Origin of the sequence: Enhygromyxa salina, from assembly GCF_002994635.1 — a bacterium.
Classification (GTDB): Bacteria; Myxococcota_A; Polyangia; order Nannocystales; family Nannocystaceae; genus Plesiocystis; species Plesiocystis salina_B.
The window spans coordinates 204,518-230,081 of the sequence record NZ_PVNL01000057.1 but is presented as its reverse complement, the minus strand read 5'-3'; the positions used below and the strand labels follow the sequence as shown (position 1 = coordinate 230,081).

The 25,564-nt window shown below is 68.5% G+C and carries 23 protein-coding genes and 2 tRNA genes; 12 read left to right on the top strand and 13 right to left on the bottom strand.

Features of this window, described 5'->3' with window-relative positions:
• Positions 1 to 189 precede the first annotated feature (189 nt).
• Positions 190 to 507 carry a hypothetical protein gene (locus ENSA7_RS15555; RefSeq protein ID WP_146157732.1) on the top strand — a complete coding sequence of 106 codons (318 nt, stop codon included), beginning with the start codon at positions 190 to 192 and terminating at the stop codon, positions 505 to 507.
• 170 nt (positions 508 to 677) lie between these two features.
• Here ENSA7_RS15555 and ENSA7_RS15550 read toward each other — a convergent pair whose 3' ends face one another.
• The 5 genes from ENSA7_RS15550 to ENSA7_RS15530 form a co-directional block, all read right to left on the bottom strand.
• On the bottom strand, positions 678 to 2,879 hold the full coding sequence (locus tag ENSA7_RS15550; RefSeq protein ID WP_106090061.1) for a hypothetical protein: 2,202 nt from the start codon (positions 2,877 to 2,879) through the stop codon (positions 678 to 680).
• 29 nt (positions 2,880 to 2,908) lie between these two features.
• Positions 2,909 to 3,760 (bottom strand): hypothetical protein, encoded by an 852-nt coding sequence (locus ENSA7_RS15545; RefSeq protein ID WP_106090060.1) that lies wholly within the window; start codon positions 3,758 to 3,760, stop codon positions 2,909 to 2,911.
• Positions 3,760 to 5,604, bottom strand: a complete 1,845-nt coding sequence (locus ENSA7_RS15540; RefSeq protein ID WP_106090059.1) for a sigma 54-interacting transcriptional regulator — start codon at positions 5,602 to 5,604, stop codon at positions 3,760 to 3,762. The genes ENSA7_RS15545 and ENSA7_RS15540 overlap by 1 nt, the downstream gene beginning before the upstream one ends.
• A 48-nt stretch (positions 5,605 to 5,652) precedes the next feature.
• Positions 5,653 to 6,780, bottom strand: a complete 1,128-nt coding sequence (locus ENSA7_RS15535) for a hypothetical protein (protein WP_146157731.1) — start codon at positions 6,778 to 6,780, stop codon at positions 5,653 to 5,655.
• A gap of 121 nt (positions 6,781 to 6,901) precedes the next feature.
• A complete protein-coding gene (locus tag ENSA7_RS15530) occupies positions 6,902 to 8,746 on the bottom strand; it encodes a serine/threonine protein kinase (RefSeq protein WP_106090057.1) in 1,845 nt (614 codons plus the stop codon).
• A 218-nt stretch (positions 8,747 to 8,964) separates the two neighbouring features.
• Between ENSA7_RS15530 and ENSA7_RS15525 the strand changes: the two genes are divergently transcribed.
• The 10 genes from ENSA7_RS15525 to ENSA7_RS15480 all read left to right on the top strand — a co-directional run bounded on the left by ENSA7_RS15525 (position 8,965) and on the right by ENSA7_RS15480 (position 15,737).
• A complete protein-coding gene (locus ENSA7_RS15525) occupies positions 8,965 to 10,851 on the top strand; it encodes an AMP-dependent synthetase/ligase (protein ID WP_106090056.1) in 1,887 nt (628 codons plus the stop codon).
• Between the two features lie 121 nt (positions 10,852 to 10,972).
• A tRNA-Val gene (locus tag ENSA7_RS15520) sits at positions 10,973 to 11,044 on the top strand.
• 253 nt (positions 11,045 to 11,297) lie between these two features.
• Complete coding sequence (infC, locus tag ENSA7_RS15515; protein ID WP_106090115.1) at positions 11,298 to 12,101, top strand: translation initiation factor IF-3; 804 nt, start codon at positions 11,298 to 11,300, stop codon at positions 12,099 to 12,101.
• Positions 12,102 to 12,252: 151 nt separating this feature from the next.
• Positions 12,253 to 12,456, top strand: coding sequence for a 50S ribosomal protein L35 (gene rpmI / locus ENSA7_RS15510; protein WP_052558020.1), 204 nt, complete (start codon positions 12,253 to 12,255; stop codon positions 12,454 to 12,456).
• Between the two features lie 11 nt (positions 12,457 to 12,467).
• Complete coding sequence (gene rplT / locus ENSA7_RS15505; RefSeq protein WP_106090055.1) at positions 12,468 to 12,824, top strand: 50S ribosomal protein L20; 357 nt, start codon at positions 12,468 to 12,470, stop codon at positions 12,822 to 12,824.
• Between the two features lie 150 nt (positions 12,825 to 12,974).
• Positions 12,975 to 13,256 carry an integration host factor subunit alpha gene (locus tag ENSA7_RS15500; RefSeq protein WP_106090054.1) on the top strand — a complete coding sequence of 94 codons (282 nt, stop codon included), beginning with the start codon at positions 12,975 to 12,977 and terminating at the stop codon, positions 13,254 to 13,256.
• A 14-nt stretch (positions 13,257 to 13,270) separates the two neighbouring features.
• The gene (locus ENSA7_RS15495; protein ID WP_106090053.1) at positions 13,271 to 13,798 is read left to right on the top strand and encodes a MerR family transcriptional regulator; all 528 of its coding nucleotides are present in this window, start codon (positions 13,271 to 13,273) and stop codon (positions 13,796 to 13,798) included.
• Between the two features lie 403 nt (positions 13,799 to 14,201).
• Positions 14,202 to 14,275 (top strand) — tRNA-Pro (locus ENSA7_RS15490).
• A 121-nt stretch (positions 14,276 to 14,396) separates the two neighbouring features.
• Positions 14,397 to 15,179: a 5'/3'-nucleotidase SurE gene (gene surE / locus ENSA7_RS15485; RefSeq protein WP_181233767.1), complete on the top strand. Its 783-nt coding sequence runs from the start codon at positions 14,397 to 14,399 to the stop codon at positions 15,177 to 15,179.
• Positions 15,180 to 15,182: 3 nt separating this feature from the next.
• Positions 15,183 to 15,737, top strand: coding sequence for an adenine phosphoribosyltransferase (locus tag ENSA7_RS15480; protein WP_181233766.1), 555 nt, complete (start codon positions 15,183 to 15,185; stop codon positions 15,735 to 15,737).
• A gap of 241 nt (positions 15,738 to 15,978) precedes the next feature.
• Here the strand turns inward: ENSA7_RS15480 and ENSA7_RS15475 are convergent, their stop codons facing one another.
• From ENSA7_RS15475 to ENSA7_RS15460, 4 genes are all read right to left on the bottom strand, one after another.
• Positions 15,979 to 16,620: an ATP-binding cassette domain-containing protein gene (locus ENSA7_RS15475; protein ID WP_181233765.1), complete on the bottom strand. Its 642-nt coding sequence runs from the start codon at positions 16,618 to 16,620 to the stop codon at positions 15,979 to 15,981.
• Between the two features lie 229 nt (positions 16,621 to 16,849).
• A complete protein-coding gene (locus tag ENSA7_RS15470; protein ID WP_106090050.1) occupies positions 16,850 to 17,251 on the bottom strand; it encodes a DUF423 domain-containing protein in 402 nt (133 codons plus the stop codon).
• Positions 17,248 to 17,748 carry a DUF5329 family protein gene (locus ENSA7_RS15465; protein ID WP_146157730.1) on the bottom strand — a complete coding sequence of 167 codons (501 nt, stop codon included), beginning with the start codon at positions 17,746 to 17,748 and terminating at the stop codon, positions 17,248 to 17,250. The genes ENSA7_RS15470 and ENSA7_RS15465 overlap by 4 nt, the downstream gene beginning before the upstream one ends.
• Positions 17,749 to 17,798: 50 nt before the next feature.
• Entirely contained in the window at positions 17,799 to 19,325 is a 1,527-nt protein-coding gene (locus ENSA7_RS15460) for a L,D-transpeptidase (RefSeq protein WP_106090048.1), read from the bottom strand.
• Between the two features lie 143 nt (positions 19,326 to 19,468).
• On the opposite strand from ENSA7_RS15460, the gene ENSA7_RS15455 reads away from it, so the two are divergent.
• Positions 19,469 to 21,160 (top strand): hypothetical protein, encoded by a 1,692-nt coding sequence (locus ENSA7_RS15455; protein WP_146157729.1) that lies wholly within the window; start codon positions 19,469 to 19,471, stop codon positions 21,158 to 21,160.
• Between the two features lie 25 nt (positions 21,161 to 21,185).
• Here the strand turns inward: ENSA7_RS15455 and ENSA7_RS15450 are convergent, their stop codons facing one another.
• From ENSA7_RS15450 to ENSA7_RS43680, 4 genes are all read right to left on the bottom strand, one after another.
• Positions 21,186 to 22,769 carry a B12-binding domain-containing radical SAM protein gene (locus ENSA7_RS15450; RefSeq protein ID WP_106090046.1) on the bottom strand — a complete coding sequence of 528 codons (1,584 nt, stop codon included), beginning with the start codon at positions 22,767 to 22,769 and terminating at the stop codon, positions 21,186 to 21,188.
• An 11-nt stretch (positions 22,770 to 22,780) separates the two neighbouring features.
• Positions 22,781 to 23,728 carry a hypothetical protein gene (locus ENSA7_RS15445; protein WP_146157728.1) on the bottom strand — a complete coding sequence of 316 codons (948 nt, stop codon included), beginning with the start codon at positions 23,726 to 23,728 and terminating at the stop codon, positions 22,781 to 22,783.
• 49 nt (positions 23,729 to 23,777) lie between these two features.
• Positions 23,778 to 24,758, bottom strand: a complete 981-nt coding sequence (locus ENSA7_RS15440) for a hypothetical protein (RefSeq protein ID WP_106090044.1) — start codon at positions 24,756 to 24,758, stop codon at positions 23,778 to 23,780.
• Between the two features lie 171 nt (positions 24,759 to 24,929).
• Positions 24,930 to 25,559 carry a hypothetical protein gene (locus ENSA7_RS43680; protein ID WP_181233764.1) on the bottom strand — a complete coding sequence of 210 codons (630 nt, stop codon included), beginning with the start codon at positions 25,557 to 25,559 and terminating at the stop codon, positions 24,930 to 24,932.
• Between the last annotated feature and the right edge of the window lie 5 nt (positions 25,560 to 25,564).

The following is a 25,564-nucleotide window of genomic DNA, read 5'->3' as shown; positions in this document are numbered from 1 at the left end:
CCGTGACTGCACCTTCCCCGGGCGGGGTGGTGGCGGTCTCGGTGCCTGGGTTGTCAGATTCGCTGGAGAGTTGCGCTTGGTCCGAAGCTTGGTCGGACCTCGTGGTCTCGGTCATCGAGGGGAACCTTCGAGCGCGCTGAGCTCCGCACGCGCTGTGGCGGATTGCCGCCTCCGCTCACGCTCCCGAGCGTGTTCATTCGTGATTCGCTCGAGTTTATGCGCCAGTTCGGGGCTTGCACTACCACAGGCCGCGCGGGTCTCGCGGAGGAGGTTGGCAAAGTCTTCGTCGGCCTCGGTTCCTGCGCCGGCCCGCAGAGGGGAACGGTCCAACAGGGCAAGGAGCCTCGTACGCATGAGTTCCACGCGATAAAAGCAATCGGCTTGGTCTTCTGGCAATCCTGGGATTTGCTGCCAGATCCCGAGACCCACGCCCCAGAGGGCGAAGATGATCAGGGCGACCGCACCGATGATGCGAATCCACGTAAATACGCGTTTTCGGCTCGGTGATTGAGGCTTGGTCAGGTGCGCGAAGTGTTTCAGGATCGCGCCCGCCGGTCAAGCGCGCAGGGGGCCTCACGTGTCGATCCTGTCCGACGTGTGGCGCATGACACGCGGTCGCACAACGCGACCCGAAGGTCGCGCTGGTCGCCGTTGGCTGCGTCTTCGCCCCTCGCCGATCACCCGGAGCACTGATCGCTGCCACGGTCGCGGGTCGTAAATTCGAAGCGTCCGGAGATCAGCAGCGAGATCGGCGTGTCCGTGGGCCGGATCCGGCGGATCAGGCACCCACGAGAGGACGAGCCATGGCACGTCAACGCCGCGTTCAGATCGATCTCGGCCGGGAAATTGGACTGGGATGCCCAAGAGCCCGTGTCCAGCGGCGTCACCCGGGTCGAGACGTCGAAGCCGCTGAGCTGAACCCGAACCAGCACGCCGTCATCGAGCTCGAAGGGCTCGGCCACGATCGCGTTCCACACGCCGTCGACCGAGGTCAGCTCGGGTGAACCTTCGCGCAGATCGAGCACCTCGAACGGCGCGGGGCCGCCGGACTGTCCGACGGCGGGGTAGGCGGTGACGACGTAGAGACCGGGGTCGACCGGGAGCACGAAGGATCCATTGGCGTCGACTCGCGCCTGAAAATAGAAGGGGCCCGGGAGATCGCTGCCGTCGGTGTCGGCGCGCAGCCGCTCGGCTGCGAAGATCGCGTTCTCCGCACTACAACCGTCAGCGCCACTTGCGCAGGAGATCTGGCCGCGCAGCAGTACCCGCGGCTGGAGCTCGAAGGGCTCGAAGCTGGTGGTCTCGGGATCGACCGTGACTTGAAAGGTCTGCGAGCGAAACACCGAGCCGACCGGCTGCAGGATCGACACCGTGTACTTGCGGCCGGGGTCGTCGAGCATGCCCGGGCTCAGGTCGACGCTGCAGCCTTCGTCGGCGCACTCGCTGACGTTGCGGACCACGCCGCCGCTGGATCCGTCGCTGTAGGTCGCGGTCGGGATGCAGCCCGCGACCGCCCACTCGACCAGATCCAGGTTGTGCCAGCGGGTGTCGAACCGGGCGTTGTCGAAGCTCTGACAGCTCTCGATCGACGGCGGCGGCGTGGGCCCGTCTTCGGTCTCGGCGCTGGGCAGACACTCGGTCGAGCAGCAGGCGTAGACGCCGAGATCGGTCTCGGCCAACGCGACCGGTGTGCCGCTGAGTGAGAACGCGATGGTCTGGGTCGGCTGCCAGTCGGGCAGGCACAGGCTCGTGGCCCCATCGACGTCCTGAATGTTGACCTCGGTCAAGGTGCCGGGCTGTGGCGGGTCGAGGAAGCCCTGCGCGAGGCTGTAGATCGCGTTGGGCAGGCCGGTGCTCGCGGGCGGCGTGACGCTGACTCGAAACTGGCGGATCAGCGGCTCGACCGGGGCCACGATCCCCTCGCAGTAGGTGTGCAGGTACGCGGGCGCCAGGGCCCCCGGCGGATCTTCGATGCTGACGCTGGAGCCGGCCGAGACCCCGGTGAGATCGAGGCCACAGGTCCCCGCGCCGTTGCACGCCCAGCCGGGCAGGCAGTCTTCGGTGTCGACGCAGGCGGCTCCGGTGCCGAGCACGGTCGCGCTGGTGGCGATCGGCTCGTTGTGGATGAACTCGACGTTGGCCCCGCTGACCGGGGTGCCGGCGAGCGTGCGCACGGACCCCTCGTTGCCGAAGATCGCTCGCTGACAACGGATCACCGCCGAGGTCTCGAGCTCGGGCGCGGCGTCCTCGGCGATGACCCGCTGATAGTGGCTGCGGGTGAGCGCCTCGAGCGGCGGCGTGACCCGAAGCCGCAGCGCCGCGTGGGCCTTGGCTTCCGTGGAGTCGTAGCTCGGCCACGTGAACTCGGCGGGGGCCGGTAGCTCACCCTCGGGCAGCGGCGGATCGGGGGCGGTGACGTAGCTCTTTTGCGGGCTGGTCAGCTCGGCGAGCCCGAGCCGCGAGATCATGCTGAGACCGAGCAGCGCGTCGCTCGTCCTGGTGCACGTCAGGGTATCCTCGTCGCACACCCCGTCCTCGCAGCTGTTGCCGCCGCAATTGAGCACCGACTGGACCTCGTTGGCGCGCACGCTGTAGCTCTTGACCAGCGAGTCGTGCTTCTCGACCCGCAGCTCGGTGCCCTGGACCTGCCGGCTGACCTCGGGATCGCAGCCGCGCAGCTCGATGCGAATGTTGCCCTCCTGGATATCCAGGCCGATCACGGTCTGCGGCGGCGGGGCCTCGGGCACGCAGATGTTGCCCAGCGCCAGCGAACACACCGCACCGTCCCCGCAGTCGATGTCGTCTTCACACTGCGCGACCGGGCCCCGGTCGACGGTGCTGCAAGCCGGCGCCAGCAAGGCCACGCTGGCGACCAGCAAGGCTGGTCCAAGACCCGCTCCAACACCTGTTACGGCTCCGTCGTGTCGGCGCACTTGCAAAAGTCGTCCCCCTCTTCGAGGCACTTGAACACGTAGGTCTGGACGTCGTAGGTCGCCCCCGCCGCGATGTCGGGCACGCCCTCCTGGACCACCTCCATCGACTCGCTGCCGGTCTCGCTGACCTGGGTCTCCCGCTTGAACCACAGGCGGTCGCTGGTGATGATCGACAGGGTATGAAACCCGGGGCCGACCGGGCGTCCGGCGCCGTTGCACAGATCAAAGCCCTCGAGGTCGCTGAGCGTGATCGCCCGGACGTAGGGCCGGGGCCGCTTGAGCACCGAGGTCTCGAACGGCGTGTAGTACAGCGCCAGGATCTCGCGGGGATCGAGGTAGTTTCGATACGCGACGTAGTCGACCGCGGTGTCCCCGAGGGTCGGATCCCAGTCGAGCAGCGCCGCGGCGCGCAGGGGGTCGTCCGCTTCGCCGTCGACCTCGTCCTGGTCCTCGACGTAGAGCGTCACGCCCGGGAGTCGGTTGGTGTCGACCCGGTTCTCCCCGCAGATGCAGAACTGATAGGCAGGGTCGTCGGGATCCAAGAACGGCGGGACCGAGGTCAGCGGCGCCATCGGGCACTCGCAGCTGGTCTCCGAGCACGCGCAGCGGGCCTCGTCGGACAGCGGGATGCCCTCGACGAACCGAACCGGGTAACGGTTGACGTCGGTCGTCAGGACCTGGATGTCGTGGTCTGGGATCAGGCACGAGACCCCGCCGACGACCGCGAGGGCGGGCAGGGCGAGCAGCCCGATCACCGCACCAACGACGGCGAGGGCGGAGCGACGCCGACCCGCTGACCGAGACTTCAGGCCACCCGTGTCGCGCATCAGCTGTCTTTTTCTTTCTCGAGCTTCTCGAGGTGGCGGAAGATCGTGCGCGGGTCGACGCCGAGGTCGCGGGCGGTCTTGGTCCGGTTGCCGTTGTTGAGCGCCAGGACCTTGTCGATGTAGGCCCGCTGCCAGTTGTCGCGGGCCTCGGCCAGCGGGATCACGTCCTCGGGCGAGGCCGCCCCGGCGGGCACGTCGAGGTCGAGATCGGCGGCGCCGATCCTCGGCCCCTCGGCCAGGACCATGGCTTTCTTGAGGTGGTTCTCGAGCTGGCGAATGTTGCCGGGCCACGAAAAATTGATCATCGCCCGCTCGGCGCTCTCGTCGAAGCAGCTCTGGGGATCGAAGCGGTTGCCGAACTCCTTGGTGAACCGGCTGACCAGGTAGCGGGCGACGAGCAGCACGTCGGTCCCGCGCTGGCGCAGCGGCGGCAGCTCGACCCCGATCACGTTCAAGCGAAAATACAGATCCTCGCGGAAGTTGCCCTCGTCGACCTCGCGGCGCAGCTCCCGGTTGGTCGCGGCCACGACCCGCACGTCGATCGGCACGGTCTTGGCGTCGCCGACCCGCTGGATCTGCCGCTCTTGCAGCACCCGCAGCAGCTTGACCTGCAGGGCCAGCGGCATCTCGCCGATCTCGTCGAGGAAGATCGTGCCCCGATCCGCGGCCTGGAACTTGCCAATCTGGGTTGCGATCGCGCCCGTGAACGCGCCCTTGACGTGGCCGAACAGCTCCGACTCGATCAGGTTCTCGGGGATCGCCCCGCAGTTGACGGTCACGAACGGGCCCTTGGCGCGGGGCGAGCGATCGTGGATCTCGTGGGCGATGAGCTCCTTACCGGTGCCGGTCTCGCCGGTCACCAGCACGGTGATGTCGGTGCTGGCGACCTTCTCGACCCGCTTGTAGACCTCGATCATCTGCGGACAGGCGCCGATGATCGAGCCGAACTTGACGTTCTCGAGCCGCTCGGCCAGCTCGGTCTTCTCCGTGCGCAGCTCGTTGAGCAGCGTCGCGTTCTTGATGAACAGCGCGGCCTGGCTGGCGAACACCTCGAGGGTCTCGAGCTGCTCGGTCGTGAACAGATCGATGATGTCGTTGTTGCCGACGTAGATCAGCCCGAGCAGCTCGCCGCGGACCAGCAGCGGCGCACACATGACGCTCGACAGCTTGAGGTTGATGACCGAGAGGCTGTTCTGGAACCGGGTGTCGTGCAGCGCGTCCGAGATGATCTGCGGCTTCTTGCTGGAGATGACCGCGCTGATGATGTCGTCGGACAGCAGCGCCGCGGGATCGTCGACGGGCTCGCGCTCGAGGTTGCGGGCCACCCGGATCTCGTAGCCGGTGGGGTCCTCGGGGTTGCTCGCGCCCGCCAGCACCAAGAAGCCCTTGCTCGCGTGGGTCAGGCTCACGACCTGATCGATGAGCTCGTCGAGCAGCCCGTCGAGGTCGGCCGGCTCCGACAGCAGCCGCGAGAAATTTTGCAGCTTGTGCATGGCCGCCAGCTGCAGGGCGGTCTCGTCGTGGATCGCGTCGGTCCGCTGGGTGCCCGCGACCTCGTCGAGCGCCGAGAAGGTCAGCTCTCGATCGCCGATCACGAACAGCTCGCCGTGGCGCAGATCCAGGCTGCGGGTCTTCTTGCCGTTGACGAAGAAGGGGTTGGACCGGGCCGTGGACTCGAGCCGGTAGCGACCGGGCTCGTGGCTCAAGGTCGCGTGCGCGGGCGCGACGTCGGGGCTGTCGATGATCACGTCGCTGTCCCGGGACGAGCCGATCGTGGTGAGGCGGCGGACGATCTCGAGGCGAGTAGGCTTGCCGTCGGGGGCCGTGTACTGAAGGTGCGGCATGTGAGTACGGAGTCGATCGGGGCAGGCGGGGATCGGGGCAGGCGGGGATCAAAACTGCAAGGTCACGCCGAGGCCGAGCCCCGCGGGCATGAACACGGGGTGCGGCCGAACCCTGAGCCTAACACTGGGGTCTTCGGGAGGTGACGCGCCCTCGGTCGGGGCTGGTCGCTCACCGGGGCTGGCCTTTTTGCGCTTGGAGCCGTCCGTGGCCTCGGTCGCGTCGAGCTCGGCGTCGAGCTCGCGGCGGGTCTTCTTGCCCCGCTCGATCACCTCGATCGGCTTGAACAGGACCTGCGCGAGGGTGAGGTCCAAGACGATCGAGCTGACGAACACCCAGCCCATGATGGTCTCGGCGCTGCGGATCGTCTCGACCGCGTCCTGGCGGGCGGGGATGTCTTGCTCTTGAATGTTGTCGGCCTTGCACTCGAGCGACTTGGGGTTGAAGCCGTCGGTGCGGACGCAGCCGAACACGGTCGAGCGATAGACCAGCAGCCCCAGCGCCGCGCCCCCAGCGACCAGCTCGAGAGCCAAGAACCCGCCGCCGATCCCGAGGTTGCCGTTGGTGAAGTGCCCGACCCCAAACGGGAGGAACGCCAGGCCGCGGTTGCGCTTGACGACCTCGGTCATGAACACGTCCTCGTTGGCCAGGTCTTCTTGCAGGGCGCCGATCTTGTCTTGCGCGGCCCGGTAGTCGACGTTGAGCTCGGTCAGATCGGCTTCGCAGGCCAACAGCTGGCCCCGACACGCCTCGGCCAGCTGCGCGTCACGCTCGCTGCGGACCCGGGCGACGAGGTCGTAGAACGCACGACCGTGAAGGCCGCTCGGTGGCGTCCAGTCGGGGCTGCCGTCGAGCAGGCGGGTGATGTACTCCTTGGCCTGTTCGGCCCGCTCGGTCTGCTCGAGGCCCTCATCGAGGAGCGTGGCCTCGGCCAGGTAGCGCAGCGCCGACTCGCGCTGGAACTCGTCTTCGATCTCCTGGGTGCGGATGATCGGCTCGAGGAGATCACGGACCTCGGTCCAGTCGCCCTTGCGCCAGGCCTCGATCGCGCGGTCGATCCGGAGTTTGACGTCGGAGCCGTCGCCCGGCGCCGCGGCGGGCTCGGGGCCGGCCTTCTTGGGTGGGGCGGCGAGCACGGGCTGCGCACCAAGCGAGAACGAGACGGCGGCGCATATCACGCTCCACATCCTTCGAGATGCGCTGGTGTGTCGTCGGAGCATCCGGGCGCCCGTTGGACGCGGAGCCTACCGGATTTTCCGGCGCCACACACCCGAGCGCACGAACGCTGGGGCCAACCCGCTACTCGTCAAACTTCTCGAGGTTGATGCGGATCGGGTTATTGCCCGGGGTGAGCTTGAATTCTTCGGTCTTCGCCCGGTACCCGGCCGACTTGAATTCCAGCTTGACGACCATCTCGGTCTCCCCCCGCCGAAAATCGAGCTTGGGAAAGTTGTTCGCGGTGCGCTTGTCGTGCGCGCAGCCCTTGACGCAGCTGACGATCAGCTGCGTCAGCGGGATCGCGCCGGGCTGGAAGTCCAAATTCGCGGGCTTGGGCCCGGCTGGCAGGACCTGGACGACGCCGCTGCGACACTCGTCCGGCGCGAGCACGGCCGAGCCAGTATAGGTGTCGCCCGTGAGCCGGATCGTGGTGTACTCGGTCACCTCGATCTGGACCTGGCCGGTGCGAGACAGCGGCTTGACCCCCTGCTTGGGCACGAACAGCTGATAGTCCCCGCCAGCGAGGAGCGCGGCCGGGAGATCTTGGACCTGGACGGTGCACGTCACGCTGGCGTCCGGTCGCGCGCCGCCAGTGGTGCGACCGCCCCCGTCGCCGTCGGTCTCGATCGGGCCGGTCTCGGTCCCGTCGCCGGCCTCACCGCCGTCGGTCTCGGCCTCGAACACCGGGGGCTGCAGCTGGGGATCGAGCTGGGGGATGATGTAGTCCTGAGATGATCCGTCCGCGCCGACCTCCTGGCTGTGGACGCGGCCGGGCTTGGGCGCGGCCGGCTGCAGCAGCAGCACGCCCGCCGCGACGATGCCGATCAGCGCGACGGCGCCGCCAAACGCCATGGCCTGACGCATCCGCTGACCGCGGATCCGGACCCTGTCGAGCATCGCGGCCGCGCGCTTGTTGCTGGGCTCGATCTCGAGGACACGGGCGAGGAGCTTGAGCGCGCGGGCGCCGTTTCCGTCGCGCATCGCCCGGGTGGCCCGGCGCATCAGCTCTCGGCACACGCGGGCGTCGACGTCGTCGGTGTACTGCTCGGGGTTGTTGAAGTAAGCCGCGAGCTCCTCGGGCAGGGCCTCGACCGCGAGGCTCTCGAGGTACCCCTCGAGCGCCTTCGCCAGGCTGTTGGCGCTCTGGTAGCGGTCGGTTGGCTTGAGCGCCAACGCGGTGGCGATGATCGCCGCGAGGTCCTCGTCGACCTTGGGATCGACCTGGCGCGGCGGCTTGTAGTCACCCTCGAGGATCCGGTTGAGCACCTGCGCGGGGTTGCGACCGGCGAACGGAAGCTCGCCCGTGGCGAGCTGATACAGCATCACGCCGAGCGCGAAGATGTCGATGCGCTTGTCGACCGGTCCACCCTTGATCAGCTCGGGCGCCATGTAGGCCGGGCTGCCCAGCAGCTGACCTGTGGTCGTGAGCCGCTGGGTGTCGAGGATCTGCGCGATCCCGAAGTCCATCAGCTTGAGGCAGCCGTCCTCGCGGATCATCACGTTCTCGGGCTTGATGTCCCGGTGCACGATCCCCAGCGAGTGCGCGTGCTCGAGCGGCAGGCACAGTCGGTGGGCGATCATCGCCGCGAGCACGGGGTGGGGGACCCAGCGATCGTCGAGCCAGTCGCGCAGCGTCACCCCGTGGATGAACTCGCAGACGATGTAGCTCTCGTGGGCCCGGCTTGGATCCGAGGAGTCGAAGATCTCGACGATGTTGTCGTGGTGCAGCCGCGCGACGGTCTTGGCTTCGCGCTGCAGCCGACGCCGCGACTCTTCGCGATCTGCGAGGTGGGCATGCAAGACCTTGACCGCGACCTCACGATCCAAAATCGTGTCGCGTCCGCGATAGACCACGGCCATGCCCCCATGCCCGACCTCTTCGAGCATGTCGTACTTGTCGAGCTTTTGCCCGGCGAGGCTCGGCATGAGTGCAGCGACCGCGCGACTCGAGTCGCGGGCGTGATTCGGGTCGACAGACCCCCACGCCGATGGTCGGTCGAAAACCTGCCGACGTCCACCGCGATGCGCACTCGGCTTCACGCTGAGACGAATGAGCGGCAGTCCCGCGGCGCCAACTCGGTTGGCCGTCGCCGCCCATTGCGGTGCATGGGTCGGCCTCGGGTATCCTGCCTGCGCCGAACCTCATGACCGAGCGCAGCGTCGTCCCCCGGAGCTTCGTCCCGCGGCCTTCTGAAGGGCTCAACTATCCAAACTTGATGCAGATGTTCCTCGGGCGGGTTCGCAAGACCCCCGAGCTGACCGCCCTTCGCTACAAGCGGGACGGGCTGTGGCGGCCGTTGAGTTGGCGAGGCTGGGAGATCGCGGCTCGTGAGATCGCGGCGGGTCTGATCACGCGGTGCGGGGTCGGGCCGGGTGACCGGGTTGCCTTGATGGCGAACACCCGGGTCGAGTGGGCCCTGTGTGACCTCGCCATCGCGCTTTGCGGTGGGGTGTCCGTGCCGATCTACGCGACCACGGCGGGTCCCGAGATCGCGTTCATGCTCGCCGACAGCGGGGCCACGCTGCTGATCGTCGAGCGCCCCAACATGTTGCAGCGGCTGCCCCCGGACTCCCCGGCGATCCAGACGATCTGCATCGCGGCCGGCGACGAGCCCGGCGACAACTCAGGCGACGATCCTGGCGACGATCCTGGCGACCGGGGCGCGGCCCGAACGACCCTCGACGCGGTCCGCGAGGCCGGTCGCACCGCGCTCGCGGGGGTCAACGACGCCCACACCCAGATCGAGTCGGCGATCGCGGGGATCGGGCACGAGGACGTGTTCACGATCGTCTACACCTCGGGGACCACAGGCCGGCCCAAGGGGGCGGTGCTGACCCACAAGAACCTCGTCTACGAGGCCTGGGCGATCAAGAACAGCATCGCGGTCGATCGGACGGATCAGCAGCTGTTGATGCTGCCGCTGGCGCACATCTTTGCCCGCCACCTGCTGTGGGCGGCGGTCGAGAGCGGGGCGGTCACGGCGTTCTGTGGCGGCATGGAGACGGCGATCGCCGACATGCGCGAGGTCGCCCCGACCTACGTGGGCGCGGTCCCACGCTTCTACGAGAAGCTGCAGCGCAAGATCGAGGCCGAGCTGCACGAGCGCAATTCCGTCGAGCGCAAGCTGTTCGACATGGCCTTCGACGTGGGTCGCCGGGTCAGCGCGTGTCGCCAGCGCGGCCAGGCGATCTCTCCGGTGCTCGCGGCCAAGCTCCGCGTCGCCGACAAGGCTGCGTTTCGGCCGATCAGGGCCCGGTTCGGCGGGAAGCTGCGGTTCTTCGTGTCTGGCGCGGCGCCGCTCGGGCGCGGCAACGCCGAATTCTTTCACGCGCTCGGTCTGCTGATCCTCGAGGGCTACGGGCTGACCGAGACCACCGGGGCGACCAACGTCAACCGTCCGGACCGGTTTCGGTTTGGCTCGGTCGGGCCGGCGCTGCCGGGCTGCGAGGTCCTCGTGGGACCGGCGGGTGAGATCTTGTTGCGCGGCCACAACACGATGGCCGGCTACCACGTCCCCGGCGGTCCACCAGACACCTCGATCATCGACGCCGACGGGTGGCTGCACACGGGCGACGTCGGCGAGATCAGCGACGGGTTCTTGCGGATCACCGATCGCCTCAAGGATTTGATCATCACGGCGGGCGGCAAGAACGTGGCTCCGCAGAAGCTCGAGGGCCAGCTGCGCGCCCGCGACGGGGTCGGCGACGTGCTCGTGACCGGCGATCGGCGACCCCACCTCGTCGCGCTCGTGAGCCTAGACGAGGCCGAGATGCTGGCGATCGCCACCCGCGAGCGGCTCGGCTGCCGGGTCTACGCAGATCTCGCTCGCCACCCCAGGATCCGGGAGATCGTCGCGGCCTATGTCCACGAGCTGAACGAGACCTTGCCCCGCTACGAGACCATCAAGCGCTTTGCGATCCTGCCCGAGCCGTTCCCGCCCGAGCAGGTCACGCCGACCCAGAAGCTCAAGCGCAAGAGCGTCGAAGCCCGCTACGCCAGCTTGATCAACGGGCTCTACACGGGGTCGTGAGGGAAGGCTGTGAGCGCTGCAACGGCGCGCATCGGGCGGCGTCTTTCGCGCGATGCAGACTTCGCTTGACCTGTGTTCGTCGCCGCGATACCTACCCGTCCCCAAACGAAGCGTGACACACAGGGCTGTAGCTCAGGGGTAGAGCGCTACCTTGACACGGTAGAGGCCGGCGGTTCAAAGCCGCCCAGCCCTAAAGACCCTCGACCCAGGTCGAGCACGAAGACCCCGGCCAGCGGCCGGGGTCTTCGTGTTTGTGGGCGCACGCGCAGAAATATCGGGCTGTGTCCACCCGCGGCCCGCCCCTGGCCCACGTATCTAAAACTGTTTAGTCTCGAACTGGGTGCTTGACGAAAGTAGCGGGACGGGACAACGTGCCGCCGACCCGGACCGCTCGCCGCTCGTCGGCACGGCCCGGGTCACCTACAGAATTTCAGGAGAACGAGAAAATCGGACGCAAACGCTCGAGGCCCGCACCGCGTAAAAGGGAGACTCACCGAGTCGGACGGCGAATCCGGGTTCGCGAGGTCCGCGTGATTGATGCGGATGGTTCCCAGCTGGGCATCATGCCCACCCAGGACGCCATGCGCCGCGCTGAAGAACAGAGCCTGCAGCTGGTGGAGGTCAACCCCAAGACCACCCCGCCAGTTTGCAAGATCTTGGACTATGGCAAGTTCAAGTACGAGACCGCCAAGCGCGAACGCGAGACCAAGAAGAACAAGAAGACGCAGGAGCTCAAAGAGGTCAAGTTCCGGCCCAAGACCCACGACCACGACTTCGACTTCAAGGTCAAGCACGCGCGACGCTTCCTCGAGGACAACAACAAGGTTCGCCTGTTGGTCCAGTTTCGAGGCCGCGAGATCACCCACCCGGAGACGGGACGTGACGTGCTCAACCGTGTCGTCAAGGCGGTCATGGATCTGGCGACGGTCATCCAGATGCCGAGCATGGAGGGCAACCGGATGAACATGATCCTCGCGCCCAAGCCCCGGCGTGACGGTGGTCCCGCCAAGCCCAAGCCCGCGCGTCCCAAGCTCGAGGCCGGCGCGGACGGCAAGTCCGATGACAAGCCGACCGAGGGTGACGACGAGGACGAGGACGATCTCGACGACGATCTCGACGATCTCGACGGGGACGATGACGATGATGTCGACGATGACGATGATGTCGACGATGACGATGATGTCGACGACGACGACGACGCCGACGATGACGATGACGACGACGACGCCGCCGAGGCACCCGCTTCCTAACTGCCAGTCCTCAGCAGCGTCTAGTGCGCTGACGCTCGCCTCGCACGGTCCACGGAGTCCGCTCCGTGGCCTTGCGGGCCACGCATCACTAGTGTAGACAACCGAGCCCTGGTGCCCATTGAGGCCCAGGCGCGACGTCGAGGTTCACGACATGCCCAAGATGAAGTCCCACAGTGGAGCCAAGAAGCGTTTTCGCTTCACCGCGACCGGCAAGGTCAAGCGGAAGCACTCCCACAAGAACCATATCCTGACCAAGAAGAGCCCTAGCCGGATCCGCAAGCTGCGTGGCACGACCATCGCCTCGAAGCCGGACGAGGTTCGTGTTCACCAACTGCTGCCCTACGGCGCCAAGTGAGGAAGTGAGCCATGCCCCGCGCAAAACGAGGATTTAAAGCTCGCCGTCGTCGCAACCGGATTCTCAAGGCCGCCAGCGGCTTTCGGGCCGGTCGTCGCACCATGTACCGACGCGCCGTCGAGGCCGTGCACCACGCGTGGATGCACGCCTACACGGGCCGCAAGCAGAAGAAGCGGACCATGCGACGGCTGTGGATCGTCCGCATCAACGCGGCCGCACGTCGACAGGGCGTCAGCTACAGCCGCCTGATCGACGGCTGCAACAAGGCCGGCATCGAGCTCGACCGCAAGGTGCTCGCCGATCTCGCCGTGTTCGACCCTGCCGGCTTCGCCAAGGTCGTCGCCACCGCGCAAGCGGCCCAGCAATAGGCCCCCCACGGGGAGCTTGGCGGGGCAGCGACCGCTCTCACGCAGACTCGGGCTCACAAGGCCCGGGTCTCGTTGTTTGTGCGTGCGCCCGCGCGGAACCAACGCTTGCGTGCGGGCCCGAAGCGAGCGAGGATCGTGACGAGGACGTCGATGACCAAGGCCGACATCGTTGACAAGGTCTGCGAACAGGTGGGGGGCTTCTCCAAGAAGGAAGCCGCCGATCTGGTCGATCAGGTCTTCGACACCATCAAGGTGGTGCTGGAGACCGGCGAGAAGATCAAGGTCTCGGGCTTTGGCAACTTCGTCGTGCGGGAAAAGAAGCCTCGCCCGGGCCGGAACCCGCAGACCGGTCAAGAGATCACGATCGAGGCGCGGCGGGTCCTGACCTTCAAGCCCAGCAACGTGCTCAAGACCGCCCTCAACGGCGAGTAGGGCCGGCGGGCAGCATGAGTGACTCGCCCAAGACAGCCCGCGGGGCCAAGAAGTCAGGCTCGGGCAGCCTCGAGCTCGGCACCGACAAGCTGTACTTCAAGATCGGCGAGGTCGCGGAGATCGTCGACGTGGCGGCCCATGTCCTGCGCTACTGGGAGAGCGAGTTCTCGCTGATCAAGCCGCAGAAGTCGCGCTCGCAGCAGCGCGTGTACCGGCGCAAGGACGTCGAGAACCTGCTGCGGATCAAGCACCTGCTCTACGCGCGCAAGTTCACGATCGCGGGGGCCCGCCAGGAGCTGCGCGGCGGCACCTCGAAGATCGCGCGCGCCCCCGTTGGCGGGCTGTACCTCGCACGTCGATCGCTCGCGGGGGTTCGTGAGCAGCTCGATCAGCTCGCGGGCGTCATCCGGGCCGATCCTGAGCCCGCCGATCTCGCAGCCGATCCCGCCCAGTTCGTCCGCGAGCGAGGGGCGCTCGGCGACAGCGAGGGAGCCGCGGTCGATCAGCAGCTGCTGCGACGCCCAGACCGGGATCGCACCTGACTCATTAGGACTCATTAGACCCCCACAGGCACCTGAGACTTTGCTTGGGGGATCTGTCCGCGAGGGTGTGAGTGGCCCCCTCGAAGGGGGCTCTGGCAGCGAGGCTGCCGGCACGGACACCGTGGGTGTGAGTGGCCCCCTCGAAGGGGCTCTGGCGGCGAGGCTGCCGGCGAGGCTGCCGGCACTGTCCGCGAGGGTGTGAGTGGCCCCCTCGAACGGGCCCTGGCGGCGAGGCTGCCGGCACTGTCCGCGAGGGTGTGAGCGGCCCCCTCGAAGAGGGCTTGGGTGGCCAGGCTGCCGGCGCTGTCTCGCGGGTGTGAGCGGCCCCCTCGAACGGGGCTCGAGTTGCGAAGCAGGTGGCACTTGCCGTGGGGATATCGAGCTGTTATGAGCCGTCTCCCGCCGGGGCGTAGCGCAGTCTGGTAGCGCACTTGACTGGGGGTCAAGGGGTCGAAGGTTCGAATCCTTTCGCCCCGAACGGCGTAGCGAGCGGTCCTCACGGATCGCTCGCTTTTTTTTGCGCACCGGCGTGGACCGGCGGCCCGACAACTGGGGCGGCGACTTGGGTGGAGCCGGCAAAACTTGATACATGGGGGACGTGAGCCGTCCGCTGATCTTGGTCTCGAACGACGACGGAATCCGGGCGCCGGGCCTGCGGGTCCTGGCCGAGGTCGCGGCCGAGTTCGGCGAGGTGTTGGTGTGCGCGCCCAACGAGGAGCGGTCGGGCTTCAGCCACGCGATCTCGCTGCGGTCGTCGCTACGCAGCGAGCGGGCACCGGAGTTCGGCGAGCGCTGGTACGCGGTCTCGGGGACCCCGGTCGACTGCGTGTACCTGGCCTGCCTGCACCTGTGTGAGCGACTGCCCGACCTGGTGCTCTCGGGCGTCAACCCTGGCTACAACCTCGGCGCCGACGTGTTCTACTCGGGCACCGTCGGCGCCGCGCGAGAGGGCCTGCTGCGGGGCAGCTCGTCGCTCGCCGTGTCGGTCCAGGCCGACGCCAAGCCCGAGGTCGCGCTGCCCTTCGTGCGCCAGCTGGTGCCCCGCTTGCTCGCCGAGGCCAAGGCGGGGACCCGGCACCTGCTCAACCTCAACGTCCCGCGCGAGGGCGGGACCAAGGGGCTCCGCGCCGCTCGCCTGGGCCACCGCCGCTATCGCGACCAGGTCGCCGAGCGGGAGGATCTCGCGGGTCGCAGCTACTTTTGGATCGGCGGTCCGCCCGCGCCGATCTCGGGCGATCCCGACGACGAATCGGACACGGGCTTGGTGGGCCAAGGCTACGCGGCGCTCACCCCCCTCGAGATCGACATCACCGCGCCTGACCTCGGTGACTGGGCCGCGTGGATCTCCAGCTCCTCAGACCCCTCGGCCCCCCAGGACTAAGCCATGACCAACGAGACCAGCGAGCACGCCGCCCAGATCTCTCAGCTGCAGAGCAAGATCCGCACGATCCCGGACTTCCCGACCGAGGGGATCTTGTTCCGCGACATCACCCCGGTGCTCGCAGATCCGGCCACGTTTGCGATCGCGGTCGACCTGCACCTGCATCGGATCCGCGACTTGATCGGGGACATCGACGCGAACGTGGGGATGGAGGCCCGCGGATTTTGGTTTGGGCCGATCCTCGCGCATCGGCTCGGGATCGGGTTCGTGCCCGCGCGCAAGCCCGGCAAGCTCCCGGCCGCGACGATCGCCGAAGACTACGCGCTCGAGTACGCCAGCAACACGCTGCAGCTGCACGCTGACGCGCTGCGCGAGGGGGCCCGGGTGCTGATCGTCGACGATTTGCTGGCGACCGGCGGGACCGCGGCCGCGACCACCAACTTGATCGAGCGACTCGGCGGCAAGGTCCTCGCCCAGCTGTTCATGATCGAGCTGGTCGGGCTCGGCGGCCGAGCCCGCCAAGGCGACGTCCGCGTCGAGGCGCTCTTACAATTTTAGGGGCTGGGCTGTCTTTACCTTCAGTCGAACCCGACGCGACCCGTGCTCGGCTTCGCCTCCGCGCGCGTCGCCACCCTCGCTTCGCTCGGGCTCTAGGTCGGGTCCGCCTTCGGAACGCTTCGCTCTCTTTTACCTTCAGTCGAACCTACCCTCGCTTCGCTCGGGCTCTAGGTCGGGTCCGCCTTCGGAACGCTTCGCTCTCTTTTACCTTCAGTCGAACCCACCCTCGTTCTCTTTACCTTCAGTCGGGCCCGCTTTGCTCTGGGCTGAGACTGAAGGGGCGGGCGTCTAGGGTGTCGAGGAGGGCGCTGTCTTGGTCGTGGGCCGCGAGCAGGATCGCGGCTCCGGCTGCGCGCCGCTCGACCAGCCACGCGGCGAGGCGGGCACAGCTCTCGCCGTCGACTCCGGCGAAGGGCTCGTCGAGCACGTACAGGGCAGCGTCGCCGCAAGCGAGGGCCGCGAACGCGAGGCGGCGACGCATGCCCACGCTGTAGGTGGTGGCCAGCAGATCCAGCGCGGACCCGAGGCCGGCGAGCCGCTCGGCCTCGGCTAGCGAGGTGCGAGCGTCGAACACGTCGGCGTGAAACTCGAGCAGCTCGCGACCGGTGAGCCCCGGCGGGAGGTCGGATTCCTGGGCCAGGTAGCGCAGCGCCCGACGGGCCTGGATCGGGGCCGCGCGCAGATCGTGGCCCGCGATCTCGATCGTGCCCGCGTCGGGGATCACGGTCCCGCACGCGCAGCCGATCAGCGTGGACTTGCCAGCGCCGTTGGGTCCGAGCAAGGCCACGACCTCGCCCGCTCGCAGCTCGAGGGACACGCCGTCGAGGACCACGCGGTCGGCGTAACGCTTGCTGAGATCGACGGCGCGCAGCGGCAGGCTCACAACTCGAGTCCAGCCCAACCGAGCCTGGACCGCAAGCGTCGCACCAGAGCTTGCCAGGCCAGGCTGTGGCCGGCCGCTCGACAAAAAATCTCCTGCGCCGCGGGTGGGACGAGGGAATCAACTCACCCACGGGCAGGAGATGCGACTCGGAGCGGTGCGTCTTCCTCTCCGCAGATTCGGACACGCGGCCGGCGAGGTGGGTTTCGGTGTCAGCGAAATTTGTTGGAGATCACCCGCGAGTGGACTCGCTCGGGACCACGCGGATGGCGTGGACGGCGATCAGGGTCCAGCCAGTGATCAAAGCCAAACCACCGATCGGGGTCACGGCGCCGAGGACTCGCGGGCCGCCCAGCGCCATCGCGTAGAGCGTGCCCGCGAACACCACGACGCCGACGAAAAAGCACAGCGCCGAGCCGCTCCGCCAGCGCGACCAGGGGCCGGCGCCCCAGCCGACCGCGAGCAGCGCGAGCGCGTGGATCTGCTGGTAGCGCGCCGCCGTCTGCCACCACTCGAGCTGCTCGACGGACAGCCGCGACTCGAGCCCGTGCGCGCCAAAGGCCCCCGCGGCGACGCCGAGCAGGCCGAGCACGCCCGCGAGCACCAAGGTCATACGCTGGTTGATCCGGTTCATGGTTCGTCGCTCGCCGCGAGTCGTTGATCGAGCCAGCCCCGCAGCTCGACGTGGGTGCCGTCGGTGAGCACCACCTGGTAGGGCAGGTTGGTCTTGAAGCTGCGCGAGCCGATCTCTTCGAGCCACGTGTCGAGCTCGGCGATGTCGTACCCGATCCAGTCCCACTTGGTCCGCAACATCGACGCGAACTGCTCGGCTGTGTACTCGCTGGGCTTGCTGTCGTCGTCGTCGGCTTGATCGATGAAGCGCAGCCCGCTGCCGCCGATCAGATCGATCGCCTTGGTGATCGCGGGGTCGGCCGGCGGGCGCTCGGCCACGGGCGCCGGGGGCTCGGCGGCTGCTGGATCGTCACTGGCAGCGGAGACAGACGGTGCAGCGGGGGGCACGCTCGCAGCGGGCGGTCGCATCGGCTCGTGGCGGATCGGGGACGGCTCCTCGTGGCACGCGAGCGCCACCACGAGCAGCGGTGCCAACACCTGCGTGCGTGGGAGCTGCACGAACGCCAGCGTAGCGCGCCCGGCCGCCGCCCCCAAACCCGCTGCGTGGCTCACAAGCCGCCGATCCCCGGGGCCCCGCGGGGCTCGAGCCGCGGCGCGGCGGCGCCGTTGCCCGGGTCGAGCAGCTGCGCGTCATCGGGCTCGAGCACCACGCCACCGGGGACGAACGCCGGATCATACTGCGGGGTGCGATCGATCGCCGACGCGGCCCGGCGCTGCTCGGCCTCGTCGGCCCGGGCGGTCTCCGCCTCGCGATCGGGCGGGCCGATCGGACGATCTTGGACGAACTCGTTGGCGGCGCTCGAGTCCCGCACGTGGACGACGACCGATCGCTGCAGATCACTGGGCAGGTACCCGGTCCACCCGTGCGGGAGCGTGGGCCCGGTCCACTCGAACACGTAGCGCGCGTCGTAGGGGGCCAGGTTGACGCAGCCGTGGCTCTTGCGGTTGCCAAAGTTGTCGTGCCAGTAGGCCCCGTGCAAGGCGTTGTGGCCCTGGAACAACAGCACCCACGGCACGCCCTGGACCATGTAGGGGTTGTCCTCGTAGGCCTGGTTGGCCATGGTCGTGGCCGCGACCTTGGCCCACACGGGGTAGTTGCCGCGCGGGGTCGGCATGCCCTTGCCCGACGACACCATGGTCGCAAACACGGCTCGACCGCCGCGGTAGGCGACCAGCACCTGCTCACCGAGATCGACGTCGAGCCACTGATCATTGCCGGTGTTCTGCCCGCGCCAGTCGTCGAGTACGTCGGGCGGGGCCGAGGCGGCGAGGTGGACCTCGTTGAGGTGATCGGCGTCGATCCAGAGCCCATCGCCGACTCGCCAGAACCGATCGCGCCCGGCGTCGTGGCGCTCGAGCAGCGGCACGCGGGTCCGCAGGTCGAGCTCGGTGACCCGCTCGGCGCCAGCGTCGGGCGCGGCGCGGACCGGGGTGCCCTTCCTGAGGTTGGTCCACGCGAAGCTGGGGCCGGCGTGGTGCCCGGTCAGCTCGACCCCGGCCCACTCGCTGCCCTGGCCGCCGTACCGGATCCCCGCCTTGGGGACCAGCGCGCCGTCTTCGGTCTGGACCCACTCGGCGCCGTCGTACTCGAGGCTGCGGGCGATGACGAGGCTCATGCCCTTGGTCAGCGGTCGGGTCGGCACGCCCGCGTCGATGTCGGCGTAGCCGTTGTACATCGGGACCCCGTCGGTGCGGACGAACGCGTAGGTGAAGGGGACCCGCTGATCGCCGCTCAGCTGCATCGCCGCGCCGGGCGTCGGGCCCCGCTTGCTGACCTCGACCTGCTCCGAGCACACGAAGCCAAACGGGAACACGGCGTACCAGGGCTTGCCGCTGCAGCCCTTGTCATCGCGGCTCTGCACGACGCCGCGGACCACGAAGCGGGTTCCGTCGGATACGGTTGCGACCCGGCGGTGCGGCACCCAGGGGCGCGCGCGGACGACGGTCTCGGGCCACGCGGCCTGGACGTAGGCGACGTCGGTGGGCTCGATCGTGGCTTCGTCGGCGGTGGGGCCGGGCTCGAGTCCAGTGAGGACCTGCAGCGTGTGGGCGAAGAGCGTGGCGGAGATCAGCATGGCGCGCCGGAAAACTTAGGATCGGGGCAGGGGAGAGCTGCGAGCGTCGGCGCTCACGCTATCATCGCTGCACGCCGACCCAAAAACATACGAGCGACGGAGCTCCGTCATTCCGCGGCCGCGGCCGCGGCTTGGCGCTGTTCGTGATCGCCGTCGTGGCGATCGCGGCGATCAGCGCGCCATGGGTCAACATCCTGACCGACAACGCCGACAGCGCCGGGATGCAGGCCCACCTGCACGCGATCTTCGAGGCCCGCGACCTGCTCTATGACGACGAGTTCGCGGCGCTGCGCATGTCACCGCTGTTCGCGTTCGTGACCGAGCGCGGGGTCGTCTCCAACCACTGGCCGGCCGGCGCGAGCTTCTTGCAAGCCCCCGGCTGGCTGCTGGGCCGGCTGGCGGGGCTGATGTTGGTCGGCGATGGCGTGTCCGAGCGGGCCGCGACCTGGACAGTGCCGCTGTTGGGGCTGCGCTGCTGGGCGCTGATCGTCGTGGCGTGGTTGGTCGCACGGGTCCATCGGTGGCTGCTGATCCGGGTCGATCGTCACACGGCGACGCTGGCCAGCGTCGCGTTGTTGCTCGGCACGCCGCTGCTGTACTACGCGGCCGAGTCGCCGCTGCGTCCGCATCTGTGGGGAGCCGCGGTGGTCGCCGTGCTGACCATGCGCTGGTTCGACGCGATCGAGCACGCCGCAGCCGATCCCGAGCGCGCGTCGGCGAGCCTGCGCCGGCCCGTGGAGCTGGCGCTGTACGCTGGGCTCGCGACCGCCGTGCGGCCGCAGCTGGCGATCCTGGCCGTGCTCGTGGCCCACGAGCGCTGGCTAGCGAGCGCCGAGATGTCCGTGATCGACCGGCTCGAGTTGCTCGTGCGCCACGGGGCGGTGAGCGGCGCGGCGTTCTCGATCTGGCCGCTGCTGGTCTTGCGCATGCAGATCTGGATGTACGGCGGGCTGGGCGACTACGGCGGCGAGGTCAGCCACCACGTGCGCGCGTTCTTGCTCTCGACCCACCACGGCGCGCTGATCTGGTGCCCCGTCTTGGTGCTTGGGCTGCTCGGCCTGGCGATCGGCGTGGCCGGGCGCGAGCGGGGGGCGGCATTGTTGCTGGTCCTGTTCGCCGCGCAGATCTGGCTGGACGCCGGGACCCGGGAGATCGAGCCGTTTCGGGTGTTGGGGACCCGGACGTGGGCCGGCGGCACGGCCTTTGGTCCGCGCAAGCTGCTGGACGCGGTGCCCTTGTTGTTGCCGGGGGTCGTGTGGATCTCGCGGTGGCTCGCCGGCCAGGCGCCGAGCGAGCGGCGTCGCTGGCGACGGCGCCTGGGCGCGGCGACGCTGCTGGCGGTGGCTCCGACCATCTTGTTGTTCGCGGCGTCGATCGTCGATCCCAACGTGTGCTCGGCGATCATGGATGGCGACCGCCTGGTGATCGCGCTCGGGCTCGGCTTCGATCCGGGCAACTGGGCCCAGGCTTGGGCTCAGCGCGCGCTGCCCTTGAAGTTGACGCTCACCGTCGCCGCCGTGGTCGGCCTGCCGCTGGCCACGCTCGTGATCCTCGAGCTGCGCCGCCGGACCGGGCTCGCGGCTCGCGGCTCGCCGCGTCCGAGCTGGCCCCCGAGCTGGCCCCCAAACTGGCAGTGGATCGCCGTATTGATCGCAGGCCTCGCCGCCCACGCATGGTTGCTGCACCTCGAACAGCGCAGCGCAGCGCTGCTCGACGCCGACCCCGGCCGCATGGAGCGGGCCGCGGCGCAGCTCAACCCCTGGCACGAGGCGACCGTCGCCGAGATCCCACGTCACCAGGCTCAGCTTCGTGCTCGACTCGGTCCGGATTCGTAAGCCACGGACCTACGCCACAACAGAGTCAAGCTGGTGCGCGAGGTGGCAGCACTGGCAACCGGGGGCGCTCGGCCGCCTTGCCCGTCCGACGCGCGACCAACCACTCGTCGCCGTAGCACGGGGCACGCTCGGTCGGGGCCAGTGACTCGAGCGCGCGCGCCCAGTCGCGGTAGCTCGCGCCCGCGTGCACGGCTTCGATCGCGGCGTGGCCAACCTCGGGTCCGCCCTGCGCCAACAGGTACTCGATCCACGCCCACTTGGGTGGCTGCGGGCGCAGCTCGACCTTGCCCTTGAGGCCCTGGCGGATCCGATCGAGCCGCGCTTGCGCAGGCTTGACGCCAAAGAAGGGCGAGCCGTCGAGCGGCGTGTTGCGCTTGGCGACGAAGGTCGAGAAGGTCAGGGTCAGGCGGACGATCTTGGCGAGCTCGAGGCTGAACCGGATCAGCTCGTCGGCGTCGTCGTCGGTCTCACCGGGTGCGCCCATCATTTGGTAGACCTTCATGCGGTGAAATCCGCCAGCGCTGATCAGCTTGGCGGCGCGCAGCAGCTCGGCCTCGGTGACCTTGCGATCGAGGGCCAGGCGCATGCGCTCGCTGATCCCGTCGGACGCGACGGTGATCGTCCGGTAGCCGCCGTCCGCGAGCCCGCGGAGCAAGCTGGGGGTCAGACGATCGGCGCGCAGGCTGGAGATCCCGATGCCCTTGCCGCGCTCGACGATCCGGGCGACGAGCTGCTCGAGCTGCGGGTGATCCGTGACCGCGGCGCCGACCAGACCGACCTTCTTGGCGTGGTCGGGGATCAGCGCCAGCGGGGTCTCGATGTCGAGCAGGCGCATGCCGCCAGTGGTCGCCCCGCGCATCACACAGAAGGTGCAGCGGCGCGAGCAGCCGCGCTCGGGCTCGATCAAGAACATCTCGCTGAGCTCGGTATCCGGGCTGACGATCGCCGAGCGTGCGGGCAACAGCTTGGCGGGCGCGTTGGCCATGCTCGGCAGCGGCTCGAAGTGACCCGGCTCGACCTCACCGCGGATCGTGTGGGGGAGCTCGGCGACCGCATCGATCGCCGCCTGACGATCGCGGCTCTGCTCGATCCGGGCGACGGCCTCGGGCAGCAGCGCCTCGGCCTCACCGGCGATCAAGAGATCGACGAAGGGCAGCAGCACGCTGGGGTTGCTGTTGGTCAGCGGTCCGCCACCGATGATGATCGGATCCCGCGGGCCTCGGTCGGCGGCGAGCAGCGGGATCCCTGCGCCCTCGAGCAGCCGGATCACGCCGCTGATCTCGAGCTCGTAGGCGACCGACAGGCCGATGATCCGGTAGCTCGACAGCGGCTGCTCGGTCTCGTAGCTGAGGATCGGCCGGCGCGGCTGCGGCCACGCCAGCGACATTCGCTCCCAGCGATCCGGCAAGAACGCGCGATGGCAGCCAGGGCCGTCCTCGTTGAGCGCCCGGTATAGGGTCTGAAACCCGAGGCTCGACATCCCCACGTGGTAGGGGCTGGGGTACGCCAGCACGATCGGCGCGGGGCGTCCGAGCCCCAAGGTGCCGATCTCACGCGCGCGACGGCGCTGGATCAGCGCCCGTTCGTTGGTCTTGTCCCCGCGGCCCAAACCAGGTCAGCTCAGAAACGCAGCTCGGCCATGGCCCCGCCGCCACCCGGGAGCATGGCCGGCCCGATCGCGGTCAGCTCGACGCCCTTGGTCTTGGCCTTGGCCTGGTCGCTGGCGCCGCCCTTCTTCTTCTTGGCGTGGAGGGCGATCAGCGCGATGCCAGCCACCAGCAGCGCACCGCCGCCGATGAAGCCCACATAGGTGAGCGCCTTACCAGTGCCCAGGCGACTCTCGAGGGTGACGGGACAGTCGACCTCGGGATCGCGGCACGCGTAGTCGCCCGCCGAGTAGCCGGTGTTGGTGTTGGTCGAGGCCAGCTCGTCGAGCCGGTTGCCCGCGCCCGTGGCCATGCCCGCGCCCACGCCACCGAGCACCACGCCGCCGACGCCGAGGGTGATCAACACGGCGCCGCCAGCGAGCAGGCCGTTGCCACCCTTCTTCTTGTTCTTGTCGGGCTTGTCCGCGGTGCCGTTGCTGACCGCGAACGGATCTTCCACGTCGGTCGCTTCTTTGGGCTCGGGCTTGGGCTCGGGTGCGGCCTCGGGGGTGCGGCACTTGGTGGCCGCGATCTCGTCGAGGATCTGCTGGGCTTCGCCGATCTTGTCGCCTTGCTTCTCAGCGTCGGCGTACTCGACGAAGTGGGTCATGTAGTCGTAGGCCTTGTCGCAGTCGTGGACCTTCCACGCGGCGACGCCGACCTTGTGGGCGAACCCGTGCTTGCCCGGGACCAGGTAGTAGGCCTGCTCGTAGAGGATGACCGCGGCGTCCCAATTGTCTTCGGCGGCGAGCCGCTCGGCCTCGACGTAGAGGCCCTTGGCCTTCTCGATCTTCTCGTCTTCGCTGAGCTCCTCCGACGGCGCCACCACCGGGTTCAGCGGGGCCAGGGGATGCTGCGCGAACGCGAGACTCGGGAGCGAGAGGGTCAGCAGGAGGGCGACGGGGACACGGAGCAGGCGCATGATGGACTCGCTGATGGACAAGTAGACGGGCAGGGGACGAGCGAGGCGACTAGAACCGCAGCTCGGCGACAGCCCCGGCGCCGCCGGGCAGGAGCGACGGCCCGAGCGCGGTGAGCTCGACCTTGCGCTTGCCGATGCTGGCGGTCGTGCCTCCGCCGCTCTTCTTCTTGTTGATCATGTAGACCGCCAACATCGCGGCGCCGGCCCCAAGCGCGACGCCGCCGACGATCAGGCCGACGTAGCCGAGCGTGTTGCCGGTTGCCATGCGTGACTCGAGCTGCGAGGGGCACCCGGCGTCGTCGTCACGGCACGCGTAGTCACCGACGGGGAAGCCCGAGTTCGTCTGGTTGGTGGACAGCTCACCGAGCTGGTTGGCCGACCCGCTGGCGATCGCCAGGCCGGTGATGCCCACGGCCACGCCCGCGATCCCAAAGCCAGTCAGCACCGCGCCGCCGACCAGCAGGCCACGCTTCTCGCTCTTCTTGGCCTCGCGGGCCTTCTTGGCCTCTTGCTGGCGCACCACCGTGGTGCTGTCGTCGAGCGGGTTGTCGTTGTCGGTCGGCTCCGAGGTGTTGGTGGTGGTCGTGGTCGTGGTGCTCGTTGGGGTCGCGCACCCGGACACCGAGATCTCACCGAGGATCTGCTTGGCCTCGTCGAACTTGTCGCCTTGCTTCTCCGGGTCGCCGTACTGCAGGAAGTGCTTGAGGTACGAGTTGGCCTTGTCGCAGTCGCCCGCGTTCCAGGCCGCGACGCCAACCTTGTGGGCGAACCCGTGCTTGCCGGGGACCAGGTAGTAGGCCTCTTCGTAGAAGGGCACGGCCTCGACCCAGCGCCCCTGGTTGGCCAGACCTTCAGCCTGCATGTACTTCTGCTTGGCCTGCTCGACCTTCTCGTCTTCGCTGAGCTCGCCGGTTGGCTGCGGCTGCGCCGTTGGTTGGGGATCCGGCTGCGCCGTTGGCTGGGGCTGGGGCTGGGGCGCGACCGGGCCCGAGGGCGGCGGCGGCACCTGGGCGAGCGCGACGCTGGGCACGCAACAGGTCAAAAGAAGGGCAACGGATACACGAAACGAGCGCATGGAAATTCTTCAGCTTGTCAGGACGGTGATCGGAACGAGGGAGCCCACTCTCTAAATGACGGCGCCACGTGCTGCCGTCACGAGCGACGCCGGATCAGAGGTCGGGACTGCAACGCAGTCGCGTCATCACAGATCCTCGAACGCGTCCTTGGTCTTGGTCGTCTTGGTCGTCTTGGTCGAGCTCGACTTGTTCCGCTTCCGTCGCTTGGTCGACTTCTTCTTGGGCTTGTCGTCCTCTGCGGGTGGTTCAGCAGCTGCGGCGTTGGGGTCGACGGGCGCGTTGGGGTCGACGGGCGGCGCGTTCGGATCGACCGCGGCCGGGACCGCGTTGGGATCGACCGGTTGCCCTGCCGCTTCGACGGGTGGCGGCGTCGCGCCGGGCGGCGGCGGAACGGGCTCTTCGGCCTGCTTCTCGTCCGCCTTCTTCTCGTCGGCTTTCTCGGTGTCGGCCGCCTTGTCCGTTTCAGCGACTGCCTCTTCCTTGCCCTTGCCAAGGAAGATGATCGCCGCGACACCGACCACCGCGATCGCGCCACCGAGGATCCCCACGATCGCTAGCGTGTTGCTCTTTGGCGGAGGGGGAGCGACGTACTGGATCTGGGCCGCGTCGGGCGGGGCCTGGTTGGCGGCCGGCGCGGGCACTGGCTCTGGTTCGGGCTCCGGCTCCGGCTCTGCTGCCGGAGTCATCGCCAGCTCGTCTACGAGCTGACCGAGCAGGTCATCAAAGGCATCCGCTTCTTTGTTGGCTTGGTTCACGGCCG